This is a genomic window from Pseudothauera hydrothermalis (assembly GCF_003345255.1).
GTDB lineage: Bacteria > Pseudomonadota > Gammaproteobacteria > Burkholderiales > Rhodocyclaceae > Pseudothauera > Pseudothauera hydrothermalis.
This window is the reverse complement of sequence record NZ_CP029331.1, coordinates 2,572,402-2,594,982: the sequence shown is the minus strand read 5'-3', so window position 1 is coordinate 2,594,982 and position 22,581 is coordinate 2,572,402. Positions and strand designations below refer to the sequence as shown.

Genomic DNA, 22,581 nt, shown 5'->3' with positions numbered 1-22,581 from the left:
ATTGCCGTGCTCAAGGGGGTGTATGCGCCCCCCGCTGTTCTGCCAGTATTCTGTAACGATTGACCCAGGCCACGATGGCTGTCGTCTGCTCGGCATCGAGACCACTTTTCGACTGAAAACGGGTCTGATCTCCCCGAAGCTTGATCGACCCCTCACCGCCATTCGGGCAGAACACGTCGATAACGTCACGGTCGTCACCGCGGGCGTGAAAGGCGCAGCGCCCGGTAGTCTGACTATCGGCCGCAGGGGCGAACAGCACGGGGCGTTGTCGTTCCGAACAGAACTGCTCGGCTGCCAACCACTTGATCGAGTCAATCATGTCGGCTTGATGTCCGACCAAAACCCTATGCTCGCCACGTGGCAATTTCGGACCAGCCCAGATCATGGGAATGCGAGATGCCGCGCCGCGCCCGAACCGGCTTATCTCTTCGCGAGTGATCGGAATCATTGCGCGGTGATCGCTGGCGACGATGATGTGTCCGCGTTTCAAGAAGCCGGCATCCTCCAAATCCCCTAGAAATTTGGCTGCGCTGGCATCCATGTAGCGGAAGGCAGCCTCCTGGCTCGCTTCCCTGGTTAAAGGATGTATGTACGGATGGTGTGAAGATACCGATTCGATGACCAGCAGCACCGGCCTGTCCTGCGCTTGACGGTCGAACAAATACTGTTTCGCGCGTTCGTAGAGGACTTCGTCGGCCGCAGCCCCAAAATGTAGCCGTGGGTGGTTGTTGTAAATCGGATGATCATGCCCTTCGACGTAATCGAACCCAATGTCAGCCAGCCAAGCTCCTTTCCGGGAGAAGGCAAGATCGCCCGATGTCAGAAACGCTGTGTGGTAGCCGAGTCCGTGCAATACCTTAGGTAAGGTGTTTTCCAAACCCCACGCCGTTTCAAATGGCCCAATTTTAGAGAACGGTTTAACAGGAGAAAGAAATTCCACGCCTGCCAGCAGGCTCATCAAGCCTTCGTTGGTTGTGAATCCAGCCGCATGCATTTGCGTGTGGTAGCCATGCCTGAGCGCAAAAGAATCCAACCCTGGGGTCCAATCCCGAATGCCGCCAAAAAGCATACTTTGATACGGCGACCATGATTCCAGGATGAGCAACACGATGTCGCCGCGAAAACCCACGCCGGCGGCGCACACCGGCTCGGATGGGGGCGCACCTTCGGCCGCAATTCGTGCGCCATCGCTATATGGCTGCGCCACCCCGATATCGAAATTTGCCGCTAACACGTTACGCACCCCCCAGTCATGCACATACGGTCTGGGTGGCACACTAAATCCGATAATGATGGCAGTAGCTGGAAAGACCAATAGCCCAGCCATCTTGCGTGGCGCAACAGACGCCCATCTCGGCAAAAAAAGATAGAAAAAAACCGCTGCCAGCAGGCCACACGCGCCCAATACTGAACCGATGTTAATCTGGCCGGTGGTGTGCAAGTGGCGCAGCACCACATCCGGTTGAGCGCCATAAATCAAGATATCGCTGATGCGTAGCCGCGTGTTGAACGTCGTCAGGGTTGCCAAATCGCCCCAGTACATCGCGGCACATAACAAAGCCAGCCCGCGCAGTATCAGACCCAAAAAGCGCGGTAGCGCGCTAATGCCAACTATCCCGGCCAGACACGCCCCGCCGAGTAGCAATGCGTCGTGCAGCAAAACGTCGGTCGTCAGGCAACCGCTGCAACCGATGGCCGAACCAAAGATACGATCCACCAGAACGGTACGCTGCCAGGCCAACCACGCGAACAGCCCGACCAACAAACAGGCGCACCACAAACCGACCGTGGCGCCGCGCGCACGCAGCGGTCGAACCAGCCGTTTCACTGGCCGGCCCTGGGGTATGCGTCGCTCACTGCCGTCGAGTACTGTCGCCGTAACGCCCCGAGCTTGGCGCGGTCTTCGTCGGACTGCGCCATACGTTCCAGCAGGTCCAGGGCTTTGCGGGAAAAACCTAGATTGCCAAAGCGGGTCTCCAGCATGCAGCGATCGGCGAGCAGGGAGAAAGACCATGGATCGCTCTCGTTCGCCCGACGCAGCGCGGCCAGGGCGCCCGGACCGTCGTTTGCCTTCATCCGGCAACTCGCCACCACGCTCAGCAGCCCAGGGTTGCCGGGGTCAATGGCAAGCCCCGCTGCGGCCCGCGCCTGCGCTTCGGCGTATTGGCCTTTGGCATGCAAGTCCTTTGCAACGTAAAGCACAGCGTCGGCTTGTTCAGCAAGTTTTGCGTAGTGCGCCCCCCATTTTTCGGTCAGCAACGCCAGCTCTGCAGCGGCCGTGGGAGCTGCTCGGTAGGTAGGCGCTGATTGCAAACACGCGCCTTGCCGTGCCACGTGCAGGAAATCGCCGAATTCAGCGCATTGCAGCACGAAGTCCCACTTGGCGAAGTGTTCGAATCGAGAATCAAAGCGCGCGCCCCGCTCAAAAACGCCCGGTGCAAAAATCCAAGTGCCCAGCCAGCGTGGCGGTGCCGCGCTCAATCGTCTCTTCCAGTAGCCGCCCGGACCGGCCAGTTGCGTCCGGGCCTCGACGGAAACGCTCGACAGGTCCACGTCGGCATAAATGGCGGCAAATTCAGGTGAGCGCGCAGCAATCGCGCGCAGCGAGCGCAAATGGTCTGGTTTGAACATGCCTTGCGCATCGACAATTGTTATCCAGCGCCCCGGCGATTGTGCGATGGCCTCGTTGATCGCATCGATCTTGCCGGAAGAAGCCGCTACAATCCGGCAGCGTCCGTCGGCCAGTGCGTCGGATATCGATGCCGGATACGAGCTGAAGTAAGTCTTTCCGCACAAAATGAACTCGACACCTGGTTCAGCCAACAGCGCGGCCTGCTTTCCCAGATGCTCAAGGTCCATCTCAGAGCGCGCGTCGAGTAACACAGTAAGTGCTTGAATCGCTGGCATGATTCCAACTTAGAGAAGTAGCACGGGCATTCCGCGAGAGGTGTGCCGCGGATGCGAAGGCGCGATTCTAGCAAACTGCCGGGGCGCGCAGCGGAACCCAAAACACTCGCGGTTGGTCGACCAACCGCTGTGATGGGTCATGTTTTGAATAACAACTTTCCGTATCAACCAATTTAAGCGATGAACCTCAAACACTCTCTCCTCCGAACCGCAACGGTCTGCTCACTGCTCCTCATCCTTTCCGGTTGTCAATTGTCTGCCGTCGATACACGTGCGCCGGAAGAAATTGTCCGCGAGCGTGCCCAAGCCTATTTGACCGCACTGGTAAATGGTGACCAGCGCGCCGCGTACGACATGATCGTGCCGGCCTACCGCGAGCGCCTATCTTACGAACAGCACCTCGGTAAAAGTTTGGGTTTGCGCTATACCGAAGGGCGGGTGGTATCGGTCGCGTGCCCAAGCGAAGAATCATGTGCGGTTGAGGTTGAACTTGGTTACGAGGGTCTGCGTGTTCCGCGCATTGGCGGGGCGATCGATGGCATTGTCCGCTCGTCTTCTCAGCGCTGGGTCAAGGTCGATGGTCAGTGGTGGTTGTTCCGCCGCTGACGCCGCGCACGCATCGCTGTTGCAATGATGCAACATCGGCGGCTCGAAGCGATATGGGGCTTGCAACGGCCGCACGATTTGGTCATGATTGCGCCAGGTGAGGATGTTCCTGTCGTGTTTGTCATCTGGACAGACCGAACAAGAAAAGGCAACATCGAGCCGGTATGCCAAAAACGGGCTCAATGGCCGTTAGGTTGTTTGCTTCGTTGGTAACCATCTACTTCAACCACAAAAGGTAATGCGATGAAGAAAAAACTTCTTGCTTCCGTTATTGCTGCCGGTCTGGGTTTTGCTGGCGCAGCGCAGGCGGTCTATGTCAACTCGGATGGCACCGGGCAGGTTCTGCTGTATCCGTACTACACCGTTCAGCAAACCGAAAACGGTCAGTGGGATACCTATGTTCATATCGTCAATACCACCGATCAGGCCAAGGCAGTCAAGGTGCGTGTGTTGGAAGGTATGAACAGCCAAGAAGTGCTGGACTTCAACCTTTACCTGTCGCCGCAAGATGTGTGGACTGGTGTGATCGTCCGTACTGCCCAAGGTGCTGCGCTGCGTACCAGCGACACCTCTTGCACCGTGGGTGACATCGTGGGTCGCCCGAATAGCCAGGTCGATTTCCGTAACTTCCTGTTCGATGTGGCCGGCGAAACGCAGCGTGGCCTGGACCGTACCCGCGAAGGCTACATCGAAGTGATCGAAATGGGTGAGCTCCAGGGCGCTCTGGCAGCGGCGGCCACGCATGGCGCCAACGGTCGCCCGACTGACTGCGCGGCCATCCGTGCAGCGGCTATCAACCCGACCAGCACTCTGAATAGCCGTACTGTTGAGACTGCCATCTCAGCGCCGACCGGCGGGCTGTATGGGTTCAGTACGCTGATCAATGTGGAAGAAGGGCGGGCGACCACGGTCGATGCAGTCGCGCTGGATGGGTTCTTTGAGGTGGCGGCCGAACGGCACTTGCACTACGAGCCGGGCGACGAGCTGCCTGCGCTGACTCAGGTCAATACCGACGCCATTGTCTTCCGCAACGGCCAGGCAGTGACCTATCGTCCTGATGCCCTTCGTCCGGCTGTCGATGCGGTGTCCGCGGTGCTGACCCATCAGGCTGTAGCCAACGACTACATGGTGGAAGATGCGGTGCTGGGTCAGACCGACTGGGTCATCACCTTCCCGACCAAGCGCTTCTACGTCAATGGTGCCACCCCGCCGTTGGTGCCTTTCAGCACCGCCTGGACCGGCGCAAACCGCTCTTGCGACGAAGTGGATATCACCATCTACAACCGCGAGGAAGCGTTCACCACCGTAGATCCGGAAGAGTTCTCGCCGCGTCCGCCTGCTGGCGCTGCCATCACCCTCTGCAACGAGGTCAACACCGTTACTTTCAATCGTACGCGTGAAGACGGGTCGGAATCCGGTTCGGTCTTTGCACCCATTTTCACCGCCGGCGCGTTCACCGTGCCCGCAGCCTTCCAGAACGGTTGGGCGCAGGTGGAATTCACGAATGGCTCGCTGCCTGTCATTCAAGATCCCACTGGCACGCCTGCTGCGGTCACCTTGCCTGGTCTGCCAGTCATCGGCTTCTCTGCCATGTCTTACACCAATGGCGTGCGCAACGGCGGTTCGGTGTTGCGTAATTACCTGGGTTCGTCGGTGCTGAAGGGTATCAACAACTAATTCAACTGAACTAGTTGCTAGCCTTATAGTCTAACGTGCGCCGGTGTCGTGCCACGGCGCACGTTTTTTTTGAAACATAGGGAGATGCCGCAATGCTTAGGCACAGGAGTCGATCTGTTTTGTTGGCCGTTGCTGCGGCGCTGGCGGGGCCTGCTCAGGCGGCCGATGTGATTTTGCATGTAGATACCGCCAGTCCGGTCACCTACACGCTGCAAAGCTTGGTCGTCGACCCGTCAGGCAATGTCACGATTTACGCCCGCAGCGGAGCGCTGCCATCGGACACTCATTTTCTGACCCTCACATATAACACCAGCCGCGGTACGGTGACCGTCAATGGTGCGCCAGGGCAGTCCCAGCAAGCCTTTCCTGCCGGAACCGAGTTAACCCTGGTTGCCACACCGCTCAACGCCAATTTCGTCTTCGACGGCTGGAGCGGCGGGGGATGCTCAGGCACTGGTGCCTGCACCGTAACGATGAATGGCCCAGTTTCGGTGTCGGCGGTTTTCAGCGCGGTAGCGGGCGCGGTACAGCGCACACTGGGCGTGTCGGCGGGGGCCAATGGCACTGTGAGCGTCGGGGCTCAAACGGTTGCCGCGGGCGCCAGTCAAAACTTGACCTTTGACCACGGTTCGGCCGTTGTACTGACCGCCAATCCGGCTTCCGGCTATCAATTCAGCAGTTGGTCCGGCGCTTGCGCCGGCCAAGGGGCAACCTGCAACCTTACGCTGACTGCGGATGTTACAACCGCAGCCAGCTTCTCGCCGGCTACAGCGAGCGCCTGCGGGCCTACGCCGTCAAACGTCAATATCATCAACACCCAGGTCGTCGGCACAAACTTCACGCGCACCACGATTTCGCCGGCGACGCCGCAAGAAATTCAGGCATTCCGCTTCACAACTTCCGCCGGGCCTGGCGGAGGTGTTGCCGACCTTGCACGGCTTACTGGGTCTGTTGGGCAGCGCACGGTAGTGATTTCTCAATGCCCTGGGGATATTTCCACCACAGGCAAGTCGGGTGGATGTTATGCGTCCGCTTACGATACCGTTTCACGCAGCTTCGTGGTCGGTTACCCTAATCTGAGCCCTTCGCGGTACTGCCATCTAGAGCCGAATACCACCTACTATGTCAACGTAACGAATCAGGTGCTAAATGGTAGCAGTCCGACATGCACGACCAGCAGCAACTGTCGTTACAATTTCATTCTGTCCGGTAATTGATTTTTACATTTGCCGTCAATTGGTGTCCCATCGTGGGGCGGCTTCGCCGCCCCTTCGCTTTTTCGCGTTGAAAAATATGCCGAAAATACTCACCTGGTTTATGCCCTTGTTCGTGGTGACGCAATTGGCTGTCGCGTCAGATGACGCCGTTGTGGTGCAAGGGACCGTTGTTTTGCCTGAATCCTACGTCTCCGCTGCAATCGCTGAACGCTGGGGCAAAAATCCGCCCGCCGATATGGCTGACGTGGCGTTCAGGCGTTTCATCGTAAATCTCTTTGTGCAAAAAAAACTTGCCAGCACTTTGCCGTTGGAATCGATGGATGCCGTGCAGCAAGCCCGCGTTCAGTTGGCAATTGATAAAACCTTAGCCGCCATGGCCTTGGAACGTAGGATCGAGGCCCAGATGCCCACCGACTTCGAGCACGCGGCGCTGGCCACTTACCGTGCTTTTCCCGAACGCTATATGACGCCAGCCGAAGCCGAAGCGGCGCACATACTCATCGCGGTCAATGAGACCCGTTGCGATGAACAGGCGCGCGAGCTGGCCGAAGAAGTACGCGAGCGGGTCGCTAAAGTGCCGGGAGCTTTCGCTGCGTTGGCCGAGGCCTATTCCGATGATCAGGTTACCAAAACGGTCGGCGGTAGCCTCGGACGCTTTGCAAAAGGAAAAATGGTGCCTGAATTCGACGCAGCGGTTTTCGGCCGCAAGGAACCGGGGCTGGTCGAGGGCTTGGTCAAGACCCGCTTCGGCTATCACATTATCCGTGTCGACGGCCTCTTTGCCCCCCAGTTGAAAACTTTTGAGTCGGTTCGTGAGCAAATTGTCGCCGAGGAGCGTGATCGCGCGCGAGCTTCCATTGTGGAAGCAACCCGTAACGAAATCCTGGACTTGCCTGACGTTCACATCAACGAGAGCGTAGTGAGCCGCCTTTTTGACGAGCTGAAGGCCCGGAATGGCGAAGGAAACACTACTAGCCGTTGACAACGTTTCTAAGTCCTTTGGTATTGCGGCGGCAAGCGGTCGACGCGCGCTCCTTGAATCCCTTGGCCTCCTCCGGCGACCCAAGGCAGGCGGTTTCGTCGCCCTGCAAGGGGTGAGTTTTACACTCAGACGCGGTGAGTCGATCGGCCTAATCGGCAGAAATGGCGCAGGCAAGTCGACGCTGTTGCAACTGATCGCCGGAACTTTGCAGCCCGATACTGGAAGAATCGTGCGCCGCGGGCGCATTGCGGCACTGCTTGAACTGGGGGCGGGTTTCAATCCGGAATTCAGCGGCATCGAGAATGTCCGCCTCAACGGCGCATTGCACGGACTTTCGACGGCTGAGCTCGACGCAAAGTTGGATAGCATTCTCGCGTTCGCCGACATTGGAGATCATGTTCATCAGCCGGTTAAAACGTACTCCTCGGGGATGTTCCTGAGGCTTGCTTTTGCCGTAGTGGTGCACCTGGATGCGGATATTCTCATCGTAGATGAAGCGCTTGCCGTGGGCGATGCGCTCTTTAGCCAAAAATGCTTGCGTTTTCTGCGTGAACACGCCGAGAAAGGCGCTCTTCTGTTGGTGAGCCACGATCTACCTGCGGTCAATAGCCTTTGTCAAAAGGCGATATGGCTCGATCATGGCGCGGTTCGGATGAAGGCGGATGCAGGCGCGGTGATCGATGCTTATTTGGAATCCATTTACGCCGAGCAGCAAACGGTAGATGCGCGATCTTCGGATATGTCGACGGATAATCGGCCAAACTCCATGCCAGCCGAGCCCGTCACGCTCCCAGCCGATATGCGCAGGCAGCTGATCAATGAATCGAATCTTCGTAATGACATCGAGCTCGGAATTTTCAATCCGAAGGCGGATGGTTTTGGAACCGGGTTGGTCGACACACTTTCGGTACGCTTCGTCGATGAAAACGGTCGGGTTCTGGGTTGGGTCGTCGGTGGTGAATGCTTGACGCTGGAAATCGAGTTTGTCGCAAAGACGGAACTCGAGTCCGTGATTGCCGGGTTTTTGTTGAGAGACCGCTACGGCCAGGTACTTTTTGGCGACAACACATTTCTTACTTATATAAATAACCGCCCGCGTATGGCAGCGGGCGATCATGCAAAGGTGCGGTTTTCTTTTCGCATGCCGTATCTTCCGCCTGGGCATTATTCGATCGCCACCGGTATCGCAAGTGGAACGCAAGCCGAGCATGTGCAGCATCAATGGCTGCACGAGGCGTTGGTATTCCATTCATTGGGATCGCACGTCACTCACGGGTTGTTGGGGATTCCAATGACTGAAATAAGTATGACGCTGAACGGATCGACGCTATGCGGCTCAGTTCAACCATGAGCTTCAAGCGGGGGATTGGGTTGCTGCTAGCGCCCTGGCGGCCGGTCGCTCGTGGGTGGGACTTGTTCAGGGTGTTGTTGGTTCGTGATGTATCTTTGAGGTTTAAGGGGGCGTCGCTCGGGTTTGCTTGGAGCGTGATAACGCCATTGGTCATGCTGGCCGTTTATTACTTTACTTTTGGCATCGTTTTAAACCTCAGGTGGGGCGTGGCCGAAGGGAGTAATTCGCAATTTGTGGCGGTTCTTTACAGTGGGTTGATTGTCTACGGGTTGCTTGCTGAGGTCTTGAGTCGATCGACTGAGCTTGTGGTCGGAAACTCAAATTATGTTAAGAAAGTCGTGTTTCCTCTGGAGATTCTTTCTTGGGCGTCGGTGGGTAGCGCGCTTTTCAATTTTTTCGTTGGGCTGCTGTTGCTTAGCGCGTACGCATTTTATGCGGGTATGCCCAACGTGGCTGCGTTATGGCTGCTGCCGACGGTTCTATTGCCCTATGTTTTTATTCTAGTCGCAGTTAGTTTGGTTCTGTCTTCGCTGACTTGCTATATACGGGATGTCAGGCAGATTGTCGGACCTCTTACAACGGGCCTCATGTTTCTAAGTCCGGTGTTTTATCCTTTGGAATCAGTGCCGGCGCAGTTCCGGGTTATAGTGGCCATACTGCCGGCTGCCTTGCCCATCGAGGTGATTCGAGGTGTTTTGCTGGGAGGTGAGTTGCCTGAGTTCGCTGTGCTTGCAAGGTATTGGATCGCTGCACTCGCTACCCTTTATTTTGCGCAGTGTTGGTTTTCCAGGCTGAAAACGCGAATGGCCGATGTGCTTTAGGCTGGTTTTTCTTCAATGGCGTAACGCTTTCTGCCAGCTGCGGTTTCGCCGTTGCTCCGTAGTTAGGCCGCCGCTTGCGGGCAGCGTCCCCGACAATGACTTTTCCAAAGGACGGCCAGCAAGGTGTTGGTGGATGTGATCGTCCCGGTGTTTGCCGGTGAAGCCGCGACACGGCGCTGTCTAGAGAGCGTGTTAGCTTGCACGCAACGGACGGCTTTCGAACTCGTGGTGGTCGATGACGCTTCGCCTGAGCCGGCGTTGTCGGCCTGGTTGCAGCAGTTGTCCGATGCGGGCCGGATCACGTTGCTGCGCAATGCGCACAATCTTGGCTTTGTGCGTTCGGTAAATAAGGCGCTGGCGCTGCATCCGGAGCGGGATGCGGTGTTGCTCAACAGCGATACCGAAGTGGCGGGCGATTGGTTGGACCGGTTGTTGCGGTGTGCGGTGAACTACCCGGATGCGGCGACGATCACGCCGTTTTCCAATAACGCGACGATTTGTTCGTATCCGTATGAGGGGTGGGCGGGCGATGTGCCGGGCCGGCTGGGGCTCGCTGCGCTGGACGCGCTGTTTGCCCGCCATCTGGCCGGCGCAGTGGCCGATTTGCCTACTGGGGTGGGCTTTTGCATGTTTCTGCGGCGGGCCTGCTTGGATGCCATCGGGCTATTCGATGAGGTGGCGTTTCCTCGCGGCTATGGTGAGGAAAACGATTTGTGCCGTCGGGCGGCCAAGGCGGGTTGGCGCAACTTGCTGTGTGCCGATGTGTTTGTTTATCACCGCGGCGGTGTGAGCTTTGCGCAGGAGCGTGAGGCGCTGATGCAGCAAGGGGCGGCGCGCCTGCAGGCGCTGCATCCAGAGTATGCTGAAGCAGTGGCACGCTTCATTGCCGACGACCCGCTCGGCCCGCTGCGCGCGGTAATCGACGCGGCCCGTGCCGCACATAGCGCGGACGAGGCGGCGGAAGTGGCGCGCGAGCGTGCGGCCCGTCCCCCAGCGCCGCTGCCGCAGGTGCTGTGGCAGGATGTGGTGCGCCATGTGGGCATGGATCGTGTCGAGTCCCCGGCCTGTAATACGGTGGCCGCTGCTCCAGTGCCGCAGGAGGTGTGGTTGCATGTGGCCCATAGCTGGGGCGGCGGTGTGGCCCGCTGGGTGCATGACATGGCCGGTGCCGACGCTACGCGCGCGCGTCACTTGGTGTTGAGATCGCGCAGTTGGCGCAACCAGGCCGGGGTGCGGCTGGAGTTGGTGGAGCCTGCGCTGGCCGACGAGGTATTGCTGGCCTGGAACCTGGAGCCGCCCATCGATTTTTGCGCTACCGCGCATACGCAGTATCGGGCCATCTTGGCGGATTTGGTGGCGGCTTTCGATGTGCGCGCGGTGGTGGTGTCTTCGTTGATCGGCCATGCGTTGGAGGCGCTGGAGACCGGGCTGCCGACGATTGTGGTACTGCACGATCTGTTTCCATTCTGCCCGGCGTTGTTCGGTTGGTTTGGACAGTCCTGCACCGAGTGTGGAGCAGACACCCTTGCGCGGTGTTTTGCGCACAATCCGCTCAATGTGTTCTGGCAGCATGCGGACGTGGCTCGCTGGCAGGCACTGCGCGAAGCCTATGGCGCGCGTTTGAGCGCGCAGGCGCTGACCGTGGTGGCACCGAGCCGTTCGGTGTATGAGCGTTACGCCAAGCTGTTGCCTGCGCTACGCACGCGTTCATGGCACTGTATTGCCCATGGCTTGGCCAGGGCGCCAGCCGCGCTTTTGCCGCGGCCTGCGCAACGTCTGAAGGTTTTGGTGCCCGGAAGGCTTGCGCCGCACAAGGGGCTGGATCTGTTGCGCCAGGTGCTGCCCCAGATCGGTGCTTTTGCCGATGTGTTGTTGCTGGGCTGTGGCGACTTTGGCATGGCGTTTGCCGGATTACCGCATGTGCAGTCGGTGAGCGATTATGCGCAGGCACAACTGGCAGCCCATGTGGCGGCGTTTGCGCCGGATTGCGCACTGTTGCTGCCGACCCTGCCGGAGACCTTCAGCTATACCTTGAGCGAAATGCAAGCCTTGGGTATTCCGGTGCTCGCCAGTGCGCACGGTGCTTTTGCCGAGCGCATCGTCGAGGGGCATAACGGTTTTTTGGTTGCACCGCAAGCGGCTGCGGTCATCGGGCGGCTCAAAGCCTGGGCCGAGGAACGGCGCGATCTGGCCGAGGTGGCGGCACGGCTGAGGCAGCAGCCGGTGCGCACCGCTACGCAAATGGTCGCCGATTACAGGGCTTTGTTGCCGGCGCGGGCTTCGGGGGCTGCGCCAGCATCGGGCAGAGTGTTGCAGTTACTGTGCGTGGCGCTGGCCGATGCGCGTTGCCGGCAGCGGGTGCTGGACGAGCAGCTCACCCAGGCGCGGCAGGCTGTAGCGAAGGCCGAGGCCGAGTATCGCGCGGTGGCCGAGTCGTTGTCGCGCGAGCGCGCCCGCAATGCGTATGTGGAAGGCGATCTGGCGGGCCGACTGGGTTTGGTTCAGGCCGAGCGGGATGCGCTGTTGGCCTCTACGTCCTGGAAAGTGACGGCGCCGTTGCGCTGGCTCAAAGGTGCTAAAAGTGGGTGGCTTGCGGAGGGGGCAAATTCCGAAGTGGCTGCGAGCACTGTAGCAGTGCCCGATAAACCGTTACCCGAGCCGCCAGCGGTGGTCGTGGGCGGCGATCCGGTGCTCGAACGGCGTATCGATCGCCTCTTGGCCGAGTGGCCGGCGGGTGCGCCCAGTCGCCAGATGCTTGCCCGATTTGCCGACGGTACGGCGCGCGTCGATGCGGATGTTCCTGTTGCAGGGGATTGGGCAGGACGCTGGGCGCCTTATGTTGCCGTGGATGCCGCGGGGGTCGGCAGTCGGGCGGCGCTGCGTGCGGCGCAACGGGATCGACTGGGACTGCCGGACGGCGGGCGGATTGTGCTAGGCATCGGTTCCGGCAGCACCGACAGCGGTGTGGTGGACTTTGCGCGCATCGCCATGGCGGCGGGGGACAGCCATAATGGCGTGTTCTTTGTTTGGCTGGGGGCGCTGGATGCGGCCTGGGGGCAGGCGCAGGGCGAAGGTCTTGCGCTGCCGCAGGCGTTGCGGCGGCTGTTTGTGCTGGACGATCCGGTGTTCGAGCCGTGGTTGCTGGCGGCAGACCTTTATTTGAGTTGCCGGCCTACGCCCGGCCAGGATGCCGGCGCGCTCGAGGCCATGGCGTGCGCGCTGCCCGTGGTGACGCTCGGCATGGATGTGCCGGCGGCGGAACCGGAGCGGACGCAGGCCCTGATGCAACGGTTGAATGCCGTGACCCAAGACGGTGCCGCGTCTTTATGCGAGCGGCTGGCGCAGGCCGCGCGGCTGCGGCAGGTGCGCGGGTGCCCGTCGGCATGGGCGCGGTTTGTCGCGGCGTGCAGGGCGGCGCTGCAGGTTGAATGACAAAAGATGTTTGACGTGTTGACCAACACTGGGCTGCGCATGCGTATTCGCCAATTGGGTCGGGCGGTCTATTGGCGGCTGCCGGTACGGCGGCGTGACGCTTTGGTGGAGCTGGCCTATCGCCATGCGGGTTTTTTGTTTCGTGGCATGGCGCACTATGAGCTGTGGCGTCAGCGTCGGACGAATCCTGGGGTTGGAGGCGGTGCCGCGCTGCCCGGTGCATCCAGCCTCGTGGATCTGTCCGCCGTGGCGCCGTTGGCGGATGCGCCCGGCAGGGTGGCAGTTCATGCGCATGTGTTTTATCCAGAACTGGCGACCGAATTTGCCGAACGCCTGCATAACATGCCGTTCGAGTTTCATTTGTTTGTCTCGGTCGCGCATGCGGATGCCCAAGCCGAATGTCGCAAAGTTTTCGGACGCCTGCCGCGACTGGCCGGCCTAGAGGTGAAAGTTGTGCCGAATCGCGGGCGCGACATCGCGCCGATGTTGTGCACCTTTGGCAAGGATTTGAGCGCTTTCGATTTCATTGCGCATATCCATTCCAAGAAATCGCTGTATAACCGGGGGGCGACCGACGGCTGGCGCGACTATTTGCTGGGCGCCTTGTTCGGGAGTGAAGACCGGTTGCGGCGTATTTTTGCTTTGCTTGCCAATGGAACGGGAATGGTCTTCCCCCAATGTTTTGGCCGGGTGCCTTATATGGCGAGCACTTGGCTCGCGAACCGGGAAGCAGGCAGGGCCTGGTGCCAGCGTTTGGGCATCGCAAGGGTGCCGCGCGGGTATTTCGATTTTCCGGTGGGGTCGATGTTTTGGGCGCGGACAGAAGTTTTGCGGCCTCTGTTCGAGGCAGGCGTGCAGTTGGGCGACTTTGAGGAGGAAAAAGGGCAGACCGACGGCACGCTGGCGCACGCCTTCGAGCGTTTGCTGGGTGTGCTGGCAAAGCACTCGGGCAAGCCAGTGGCCATTTTGCGCGACACTTTGCAGCCGTCGTGGTCGGCCTGGCGGTTCGAGCAAGCGGTGGAGCGCACTGCGGCATGGGCGCGTGCGCGTGTTTCCAGCGCCGACGTGCGTTTAGTGGTGTTCGATATTTTCGATACCCTTTTGCAACGCCCTTTGCTTGAGCCGGAGCGGCTCAAGCAGGTCGTGGCCCGCCGGGCGGGGGCGGTGTTGGGTAGCCAGTATCTACGTTGGCGCGCCGAGGCTGAAAATGTGGCCCGGGCCCGTGCCGGACGGGATGTGGGTTTGCCGGATATTTTGGCTCAACTGGGATGCTTGGCCGGTTTGTCGGAAGCCGATGTGGCGACGCTGCGGCGGTTGGAGCAGGAGGTTGAGCTTGCAGCGGTTTCGGCGCGCGAAGATTACCGCCGGTTGTTGGACGATGCGCTGCGTGCGGGCAAGCGGGTGGTGTTGGCGAGCGATATGTATCTGCCTCGCCAGCAGCTGGAGGCGATGTTGCTGCGCTGCGGAGTGACGGGCTGGCACGCCCTTTATGTATCGTCAGAGGTGGGGGTGCGCAAAGACAGCGGGGCGCTCTATGACTATATCCTCGAGAAAGAAGCCGTTCTCGCGCACCAAGTGCTGATGGTCGGCGACAACGAGCGTTCGGATTTCCAGATTCCGGCCGATCGCGGCATGAACACTTTGCATGTGCTGCGCGCGGTCGAGCTTGCGCGGGCGTTGCCGCGCATGGCGCCGTTGATCGAGGAGGCGGAGCAGTCCGAGGAGGCCAATGCGCTCGACGGCGATCTTGCGCTGGGGCTGATCGTGCAGCGTTATTTGTCGCCCGGGTTTTTGAGCGCTTTCGATCCTGCCTGCCTGGTGGGTGAAGCCAGCCCGCGTGCGCTGGGTTATACCGTGGCCGGGCCTATGGCCTTGTCGTTTGTGCAGTGGCTGGCAGCGCGGGCACAGGCCGACGGGGTGCGCAAATTGTATTTTCTTGCCCGCGAAGGTCAGTTTCTGCTGGAAGTGTTCCGCCGCTACGCTGCCGTTGCAGAAGGGTTGCCGTCTGCGTCGTATCTTGTGCTGTCACGTCGTGCGGTCAATGTGCCGGCCATTTCGGGCATGGATGACATGCTGGCGATCGCCCGCACCTTTTATGGCCCCAATACGTTGGCCGATTACTTGACCGAACGTTTTGGCGTCACGCTAAACGAAGCGCAATGGCAGTCGCTCTACGACCGCGGGCTATGGCGCAAAGGCCGCAAGGTGCAGATTCGGGACGAAGGAATCGATGATCTGCTGCCGGTGCTCGACGCCGTGTTGCCGGAGGTGTTGCGGCAGGCGGAGGCGGAACGGGGGCCGCTGATGCGCTACTTGCGCGAAGTTGGACTGGGGATGGATCGGTGCGAGCCGGCGGCCGTGGTCGATATTGGCTACTCGGGTACCATTCAGCGCCGACTGAATGTTTTGCTTGGCGGTGGGGTGCATGGGTATTACATGGCCACCGACGAGCGGGCGGCCGGGGTCGCGGAAGCGTTCGGCGTCATGGCCGTGGGTTGTTTCCATGATCGTGCCAAGCCGGCGCCTGCGGGGCCGACATTTATCGCGCAAAGCTTCATAGCGGAAAAGCTGTTCAGTTCGGACGACCCCCAGGTGGTGCGGTATGCGTGGGCCGCGGATGGTCAGGTGCGGCCGGAGTATCGAACGCTTGCACCGGCGGAGTTGGCTACGCGCGCGCTGCGGGCCGAGGTGCACGCCGGGGCGCTGGCGTACGTCGAGGATGCTTTGAAGGTGCGGCGCGGATTGCTACCCGAATTCACCGTACCGCCCCAGTTGGCCTTGCGGCTGTTCGAGTCGTTTGTCGAGCGCATGGCCGATGCGGAACAGGCCGTCGTCAATGCCTTGGTGCTGGATGATCATTACTGCGGAAGGGGCTTGGTGGCCTAGCAGGCCGTTGAAAAACTACTGCGGTGGGCCATCTGCGGCGTTGCGCGGTGCTCGCTCCCTCGCCTATCTATTTGATATGTCTCGGTCGCTGCGCTCCGTGCGCCTTGCATCTGGCCATCCTCGCTACGTTTTTCAACGGCCTGCTAGAGCTGCCCCGCCGGCAGAGAAGCGAGGTGCCTGAGTGAGCGGTCGATCCTTTCCGTCCATAATCCGCGCCTCACTTGGCACCGAGGGCGTGGTGCATCACTTGCCGCCGGCAGTTCATGGGAACCCGGTTTCACAAGAGGGTTCGCTGTGTTTTCAAAACTTCGGTTGGGATGTGCTGACCGATTTGCGTCAGGCCGGGTTTGCCGATGCCTTTGCGGCAATGTACTGGGGGCCTTGGCAGGGCCATCTGGGTTTTCCATTCTTCGTTTTTTGCGCGTTACGCGGCGGGGGACGGAGTTGAGCGCCGACATGGGTTTAGACTTTTCGGTTGATTAGGAGGGGGAATGTCTGAGATTGCACCGGCGCTCCTGGAACAGGTGCGAAAAATGTGCGCCGATTCTTATTGGTGCACTCGCGTGGCGGCCTATGCCGGCTTTCAGGGGGACGCAGCAGGGGTGATCGATTGCAGTATCCATCCGGACGATCAAATGCTGCTGCATTCGCTGCGGCATCATCAGGATGCGAACGCCGCATTCAGCCAGTATTTCAATGTCGGCTTACAGCAATATCGAGCATTTCGGCAGGTGTACTCGCTGCTTGGCATTGATCGGCGCCCTGGGGCTGCTGTGCTCGATTTTGCGTGTGGATATGGCCGCCTGTTGCGTTTTTTGTCTCCCACCTTCGCTGAAGGGGCGATTTGGGCTGCCGAAATTCAGCCTGAGGCGCTTGCCTTCGTGCGGGATCGCTTCCGGGTCAAGGTGGTGCCGTCCGCCTATGAGCCGGGCGCTTTCCAGCCGGGGCGCAGCTTCGATCTGATTTGGGTCGCTTCTTTGTTTTCTCATCTGCCGGGCAGGCTGTTTCATGCCTGGTTGGCGCGGCTCAAGGACTGTGTGAGCGAAAGCGGTGCGATCTGTTTTAGCGTGCATGGCGCCGGCCTTTTACCGACGGGCGAAAGTATGCCGCCCGAAGGTATCAGCTTTCGCCCGTTCAGCGAGAACGCCGATCTCGATGCGGATGCCTATGGCACCACGTATGTGACCGAACACTATGTGCGTGAGGCGGTGCGGACGGTCTGCGGTGCGCAGTTTGACTGTCATCGTATCCCGCGCGGACTTGCTCATGAACAGGATCTTTACGTGATCGCCCGGTGTGGCGAACTGGACCTCGATGTGCTTAAAGGTTTTCGCTACGGACCATGGGGCTGGGTCGACGAGCGCCGCATCACTCGGGACGGGCAATTGTTTCTGCGTGGCTGGGCAGCGTCATTGGATGATGGGCCAGTGAGGCAAGTCGATATTCGGGTCAACGGAGCCATGCATGCTTGCGCAACCGGTATGCCGCGCGAAGACGTTGAACGGGTGTTCGGGGAAAGGTGTCTGGCAGGCTCAGGGTGGGTATTTACTCTGCAATTGGAGCGGCCGGCCGAGCTACGCGTGGAAGTCACGGCACGCGACGCACGCGGGGAGGCAGCGCTGCTCTACGCGGGCGTTTTACACCCGGAAGGCAGCGATACGGGTGTGCAGGCGCCTCGGTCCGAAATGCTTGCGCTTGGTCGTCGCGCGGCCGCGCGTTTGCGTGCGCTCCTGGGATTCTCACCCAAAATCTGAGTGGGCCGAGTGGGGCGTGAAGTTTGCGGTAGCAGCGAGTCACCCGCCTTGCGTGGCGGAGTCTAAGACAGCAGCGACAGGTTCCGGTCTCCAGCCTTGCTCCAAAGCCCAGACGATGCAGTTCCGCGCGGTTTGAGCCGCCTGGCGACGGTCGCCGAGCACAGACGTGTCGAGCAAGGTGCTCGGGCGGATCGTTGCCACGATATGCGGCTGGGCGATGATGGAAGCAAAACACGCGATCAGAGACACCTCCCCCACATAAGCCGGTGCGCGGCTGGGGGTGCGGTCGGGGGCGTGGTAGGAGATGGCCAGCGGCTGCACCGGTTTGCCGGCGGCAATCGCCGGTTGCAGCAGGGCGGCGTGAAAGTGCAGCACATGGCTGCCGTCGGTGGTGGTGCCTTCCGGGAACACGGCGACGTTGCGGCCGGCTTCCAGCAGGGCGGCGATTTCGGCATTGACGATCTTGGCGTGACCGCGGCTGCCGCGGCGCAGGAAGACGGTGTCGTTGCGCGCGGCCAGCCAGCCGACGATCGGCCAGGCGCGAACTTCGGCCTTGGAGACGAAGGCCGACGGCGCCAGCGCGTTGATGACGAAGATGTCCACCCAGGAGATGTGGTTGGCCACCAGCAGGCAGCCGGGTTCGATCGGCGGGCCGTCGATTTCCAGCTGAATGCCCAGGAGGGTGAGCAGGCGGCGCGACCAGCGCTGGCGCAGCGCCAGCCGGGTGTCCGGGCGGCAAAAGGGATAGACCAGGGCGGTGGTCAACACGCCCTGGATCAGATGCACGGCGGTGCGCAGGGTGCGCCAGGCGCGCAACGGGCCGGAGCTGGCGGGGTGGGCGGTTGCGGTGTTCAGTCTTTGCGTCCCATGAAGTGCCGGGCGTATTTGCCGTCCACCTGGTTCATCGGCATCAGGATCGGCAGGTCGGCGGTGTTGAAATCGGGGTCCCACGCCGGTTCGCCGCAAATCCACGCGCCGGCGCGTAAATAGCCTTTGATCAGCGGCGGTGCTTCGGCCGGCAGGTCGCTACGCAGGCGTGCCAGCGGCAGCGGGCAGCGCGGGAACACGCGGTATTCGGGTGGCGCCAGATGGGTGTTGCGCAGGCGATTGTACAGGCTTGCCGCGGCATGGCCACCGTCGGCCATGCTGATGGAGGCGCAGCCGATCAGGTAGTCGTAGCCGTTGTCTTGCATGTAGCGCGCCAGTCCGCTCCACAGCAGGGCAATGACCGCGCCGTTGCGGTAGTCGGCGTCGATGCAGGAGCGGCCGATTTCCACGATGCGGTTGCGCAGGTGCTGCAGGCGGGTGAGGTCGAATTCGTTTTCGGAGTAGTAGCCGCCCACCCGGCGTGCGGCAGCCGGGGACAGGATGCGGTAGGTGCCGACGATGCGTCCGGCGTCTTCGTCGCGCACGATCAGGTGCTCGCAAAATGGGTCGTAGAGGTCGCGATCCACGCCCGGTGTGCGCGAGGGCAGGCGGGCGCCCAGTTCTTCGGCAAACACACGGTAGCGCAGTTTTTGCGCTTCCAGTACTTCGGTGTCGCAGTTGGCCAGTCCGACATGCAGGTTGCGGCTGGCCTTGCGGGCAAGTTGCGGGCTTTTGTGCAGCATGGCGCGGGTCCTTGTAGAGAAATGGCGGCAGGCAGATGGGCCGCTGGACGGTTGCGCCATTGTCGAAAGCGTGCGTTGCGCAAACGTGACCTTGCGATGACGCCACGGTGACAGCGGCGGTAACGGTAACGTCATCGGTGGGTCATCGCCCTGTCGTTTTGCCTGCGCAGCATACGCGCTCATGGATACGCCGCTCGTCATGCATCTTGGAACCGCCGAACGCCAGTTGCGGGTTGCGGTGGTGACCGAAACTTATCCGCCGGAGGTCAATGGCGTGGCGATGACCACCGGCCGCGTGGTCGATGGCCTGTTGCGCCTGGGCCATCAGGTGCAGTTGGTGCGTCCGCGCCAGGGGCAGGACGACCGCCCGACCAGCGCCCAAGGGCTGGAGGAGGTGCTCTCGCGCGGGATGCCGATTCCGCGTTACAACCAGCTCAAACTGGGTCTGCCGGCGCGCAGCGCTTTGCAGCGGTTGTGGTCGCTACGCCGCCCGGACGTGGTTCAGGTGGTCACCGAAGGCCCGCTGGGCTGGTCTGCGGTGGCAGCGGCGCGTAAGCTGTGCCTGCCGGTGATCACCGAGTTTCATACCAATTTTCATCGCTACAGCGGCTATTACGGCGTCGGTTGGCTCAAGCAGCCGGTGGCGGCCTGGCTACGGCGCTTTCACAACAAGGGCGAGGTCTGTCTGGTGCCTACCCCGGAGCTGGCCGCGGAGCTGCGCGCGCGCGGGGTGCGCCGGGTCGAGGTGGTGGCCCGTGGGGTGGATACCGGTTTGTTCCATCCTGCGCGACGCTCCACAGCCTTGCGGCGCGCCTGGGGTGCGGGCGATGACACCGTGGTGGTGGCGGTGGTCGGGCGCATGGCGCCGGAAAAGAATCTGGCGCTGGCGGTGCGCGCCTTCGATGCGCTGTGCGCGGTGCAGCCCGACGCCCGCTTGCTGTTTGTGGGCGACGGCCCGGCGCGGGCCGCGCTCGAGGCCGCGCGCCCGGAGTTCATCTATGCAGGCATGCGCGGCGGCGAGGATTTGGCGGCGCATTATGCCTCGGCCGATTTGTTTTTGTTTCCGAGCACCACCGAGACATTCGGCAACGTAACCACCGAGGCGCTGGCCAGCGGCTTGCCGGTGGTGAGTTTCAACTATGCCGCAGCGGCCCAGCGGGTGCGCAGCGACGACAACGGTTGGCTGGTGCCCTTGGGCGACGAGGCCGGTTTCATCCAGGCCGCTCAACGCTTGGGCGCCGATGCGGCCTTGCGCCGGCGCTTGGCGACCAGGGCGCGGGCGAGCGTGGCGGACGCCGACTGGGATGGCATTGTCCGCCGCTTGCTGGCGGTGATGAATGAAGTCATTGCCGCGCATGAGGCGCGTCAGACGCACTGCGGCCGGCTGGGCGGGCCGCGGACCGCTTAGCGCCGCGCCGGCGCGATCTTGGTATGCCGGGGTGCCGCCGGCGGCGCCGTTCCGGGATAATGTGGTGCCTCACGTATTTTTCCGGTGCCCCGCCATGTCGATTCTTGTCTGCGGTTCCATCGCCTACGACACCATCATGGTCTTTCATGACCGCTTCAGGCATCACATCCTGCCCGAGCAGATACACATTCTGAATGTCGCTTTTCTGGTGCCGGACCTGCGCCGGGAGTTTGGCGGCTGCGCCGGCAACATTGCTTACACCCTGAAATTGCTGGGCGAAGAGCCGCTGATCATGGCCACCGTCGGCGACGATGCCGCGCCTTATCGTGAACGGCTGGCGCGGTTGGGCTTGCGGCAGGACCATGTGCGGCACGTTCCCGGCACCTATACCGCACAAGCCTTCATCACCACCGATCTGGACGACAATCAGATTACCGCTTTTCATCCCGGCGCCATGAATCATTCACATCTGAACAAGGTGGAGGAGGCCGTCGGGGTGCGCCTGGGCATCGTGGCGCCGGATGGGCGCGAAGGCATGTTGGGCCATGTCGCTCAGTTTGCCGAGGCGGGCATTCCTTTTATCTTCGATCCGGGGCAAGGTTTGCCGATGTTTTCCGGTGAGGAGTTGTTGGAGTGCCTGCAACGGGCCCGTTACTGCACGGTCAACGATTACGAAGCCCGGCTGTTGTGCGAAAAAACCGGTCTCACGCTCGATGCGCTGGCCCGCCGGGTGGACGCCTTGGTGGTGACGCGGGGCGCGGAGGGCTCGCAGATTTATACCGATGGCTGTCGCATCGATATTCCCAGCGTGCGCCCCGACCGGGTGGTCGATCCGACCGGCTGTGGCGATGCCTATCGGGCCGGCCTGCTCTATGGCCTGGCGCAAGGGTATGATTGGCAGCGCTGCGGCCGCTTGGCGGCCGTGCTGGGGGCGATCAAAATCGCCCATCGTGGCGGGCAAAATCATGCGCCATCGCGCGCGGAGATTGCCGCCCGTTACTTGGCGGCTTTTGGAGAGGAGCTATGGCAGCAAGCAAACGACTGACACAGTTGGTGGTATTGATGACGACGGTAGCCGCACTGGGCGTGGCCGGTTGTGCCACCGGCTTAGGGGGCGGCACCTATCAGCGCACCGAGGCGCGTCGGGCCATGACGGTGCAATTTGGTACGGTGGAGTCGGTGCGTCCGGTCGTGCTCGAAGGCACTAAAACGCCGGTGGGCGCGGCGACCGGCGCGGCGCTGGGCGGCTTGGCCGGATCGAATATCGGTAAGGGCCGCGGGTCGGTCGCCGGTGCGATCGTTGGCGCGGTGGCCGGCGGTGTGGCCGGTGCGGCAATCGAAGAAGGCGTGACCCGGCGGCAGGGCGTGGAGATTACCGTGCGGCTGGACGATGGTCGCTATCTGGCTGTGGTGCAGGAGGACGAAGGCGAGCAATTTCGGCCCGGCGAGCGGGTTCGCTTGCTCAGCGATGGGGGCACCACCCGGGTGACGCGCTAGCGCTGGCGCCTTGTCAGTCGAGCAGCACCAGCGCCCACATCAACGCCAAATTGAGCAGCGTCAGCAATACCGCGGCGCTGCCGATATCCTTGGCCCGTTTGGCCAGGCGATGGTGTTCCAGCGAGACGCGGTCGACCGTGGCCTCGATGGCGGAGTTGATGAGTTCCACGATCAGCACCAGCAGGGTGCTGCCGATTAGTATCGCTTTGCCCAGGAGCGTTGCCGGCACAAAAAAAGCGGCGGGGATGAGGATGGCCGCCAGCAGGCATTCCTGACGGAAGGCGTCCTCGTGTTTGAAGGCCGCGCGCAGGCCGGCAAGCGAATAGCGAAAGGCGTTCCAGATGCGCACCAGGCCGGTTTTGCCCTTGAACGGGCTTTCCATAGGCGGCGGGGTCTGTGGCTCCATGCGGGTCGGGGTCCTCGTTGGTGGGGG

17 protein-coding genes are annotated in these 22,581 nt (G+C 61.3%); 12 read left to right on the top strand and 5 right to left on the bottom strand.

The window, feature by feature from the left end:
• Positions 1 to 10: 10 nt before the first annotated feature.
• Both DIE29_RS12380 and DIE29_RS14645 read right to left on the bottom strand, forming a co-directional pair.
• Complete coding sequence (locus DIE29_RS12380) at positions 11 to 1,828, bottom strand: LTA synthase family protein (protein ID WP_158640342.1); 1,818 nt, start codon at positions 1,826 to 1,828, stop codon at positions 11 to 13.
• Positions 1,825 to 2,907: a tetratricopeptide repeat protein gene (locus tag DIE29_RS14645; protein WP_158640341.1), complete on the bottom strand. Its 1,083-nt coding sequence runs from the start codon at positions 2,905 to 2,907 to the stop codon at positions 1,825 to 1,827. The genes DIE29_RS12380 and DIE29_RS14645 overlap by 4 nt, the downstream gene beginning before the upstream one ends.
• Positions 2,908 to 3,087: 180 nt before the next feature.
• On the opposite strand from DIE29_RS14645, the gene DIE29_RS12375 reads away from it, so the two are divergent.
• From DIE29_RS12375 to DIE29_RS12335, 9 genes are all read left to right on the top strand, one after another.
• On the top strand, positions 3,088 to 3,513 hold the full coding sequence (locus DIE29_RS12375) for a hypothetical protein (RefSeq protein WP_158640340.1): 426 nt from the start codon (positions 3,088 to 3,090) through the stop codon (positions 3,511 to 3,513).
• Positions 3,514 to 3,756: 243 nt separating this feature from the next.
• Entirely contained in the window at positions 3,757 to 5,190 is a 1,434-nt protein-coding gene (locus DIE29_RS12370) for a hypothetical protein (protein WP_114650041.1), read from the top strand.
• Between the two features lie 119 nt (positions 5,191 to 5,309).
• Positions 5,310 to 6,407, top strand: coding sequence for an InlB B-repeat-containing protein (locus DIE29_RS12365; protein WP_162860633.1), 1,098 nt, complete (start codon positions 5,310 to 5,312; stop codon positions 6,405 to 6,407).
• Between the two features lie 76 nt (positions 6,408 to 6,483).
• Complete coding sequence (locus DIE29_RS12360; RefSeq protein WP_102042624.1) at positions 6,484 to 7,389, top strand: peptidylprolyl isomerase; 906 nt, start codon at positions 6,484 to 6,486, stop codon at positions 7,387 to 7,389.
• A complete protein-coding gene (locus DIE29_RS12355; protein WP_102042623.1) occupies positions 7,361 to 8,740 on the top strand; it encodes an ABC transporter ATP-binding protein in 1,380 nt (459 codons plus the stop codon). Before DIE29_RS12360 ends, DIE29_RS12355 begins: the two co-directional genes overlap by 29 nt.
• Positions 8,719 to 9,561 carry an ABC transporter permease gene (locus DIE29_RS12350; RefSeq protein WP_102042622.1) on the top strand — a complete coding sequence of 281 codons (843 nt, stop codon included), beginning with the start codon at positions 8,719 to 8,721 and terminating at the stop codon, positions 9,559 to 9,561. Before DIE29_RS12355 ends, DIE29_RS12350 begins: the two co-directional genes overlap by 22 nt.
• 189 nt (positions 9,562 to 9,750) lie before the next feature.
• Entirely contained in the window at positions 9,751 to 12,993 is a 3,243-nt protein-coding gene (locus DIE29_RS12345) for a glycosyltransferase (protein ID WP_237269457.1), read from the top strand.
• 6 nt (positions 12,994 to 12,999) lie between these two features.
• Positions 13,000 to 15,879 carry an HAD-IA family hydrolase gene (locus DIE29_RS12340; RefSeq protein WP_114650038.1) on the top strand — a complete coding sequence of 960 codons (2,880 nt, stop codon included), beginning with the start codon at positions 13,000 to 13,002 and terminating at the stop codon, positions 15,877 to 15,879.
• A 491-nt stretch (positions 15,880 to 16,370) separates the two neighbouring features.
• Positions 16,371 to 17,633: a class I SAM-dependent methyltransferase gene (locus DIE29_RS12335; RefSeq protein ID WP_114650037.1), complete on the top strand. Its 1,263-nt coding sequence runs from the start codon at positions 16,371 to 16,373 to the stop codon at positions 17,631 to 17,633.
• Positions 17,634 to 17,672: 39 nt separating this feature from the next.
• Here DIE29_RS12335 and DIE29_RS12330 read toward each other — a convergent pair whose 3' ends face one another.
• Positions 17,673 to 18,419, bottom strand: coding sequence for a lysophospholipid acyltransferase family protein (locus DIE29_RS12330; protein ID WP_114650330.1), 747 nt, complete (start codon positions 18,417 to 18,419; stop codon positions 17,673 to 17,675).
• Positions 18,420 to 18,484: 65 nt separating this feature from the next.
• Entirely contained in the window at positions 18,485 to 19,243 is a 759-nt protein-coding gene (locus DIE29_RS12325; protein ID WP_102042618.1) for a GNAT family N-acetyltransferase, read from the bottom strand.
• A gap of 181 nt (positions 19,244 to 19,424) precedes the next feature.
• Here DIE29_RS12325 and DIE29_RS12320 point away from each other — a divergent pair, with 181 nt between their 5' ends.
• The 3 genes from DIE29_RS12320 to DIE29_RS12310 all read left to right on the top strand — a co-directional run bounded on the left by DIE29_RS12320 (position 19,425) and on the right by DIE29_RS12310 (position 22,148).
• Entirely contained in the window at positions 19,425 to 20,651 is a 1,227-nt protein-coding gene (locus DIE29_RS12320) for a glycosyltransferase family 4 protein (RefSeq protein WP_108080712.1), read from the top strand.
• A 94-nt stretch (positions 20,652 to 20,745) separates the two neighbouring features.
• Positions 20,746 to 21,696 carry a carbohydrate kinase family protein gene (locus DIE29_RS12315; protein ID WP_114650036.1) on the top strand — a complete coding sequence of 317 codons (951 nt, stop codon included), beginning with the start codon at positions 20,746 to 20,748 and terminating at the stop codon, positions 21,694 to 21,696.
• Positions 21,675 to 22,148 (top strand): outer membrane lipoprotein, encoded by a 474-nt coding sequence (locus tag DIE29_RS12310; RefSeq protein WP_237269456.1) that lies wholly within the window; start codon positions 21,675 to 21,677, stop codon positions 22,146 to 22,148. The genes DIE29_RS12315 and DIE29_RS12310 overlap by 22 nt, the downstream gene beginning before the upstream one ends.
• A 13-nt stretch (positions 22,149 to 22,161) precedes the next feature.
• Here the strand turns inward: DIE29_RS12310 and DIE29_RS12305 are convergent, their stop codons facing one another.
• A complete protein-coding gene (locus DIE29_RS12305; protein WP_102042615.1) occupies positions 22,162 to 22,530 on the bottom strand; it encodes a diacylglycerol kinase in 369 nt (122 codons plus the stop codon).
• Positions 22,531 to 22,581 lie beyond the last annotated feature (51 nt).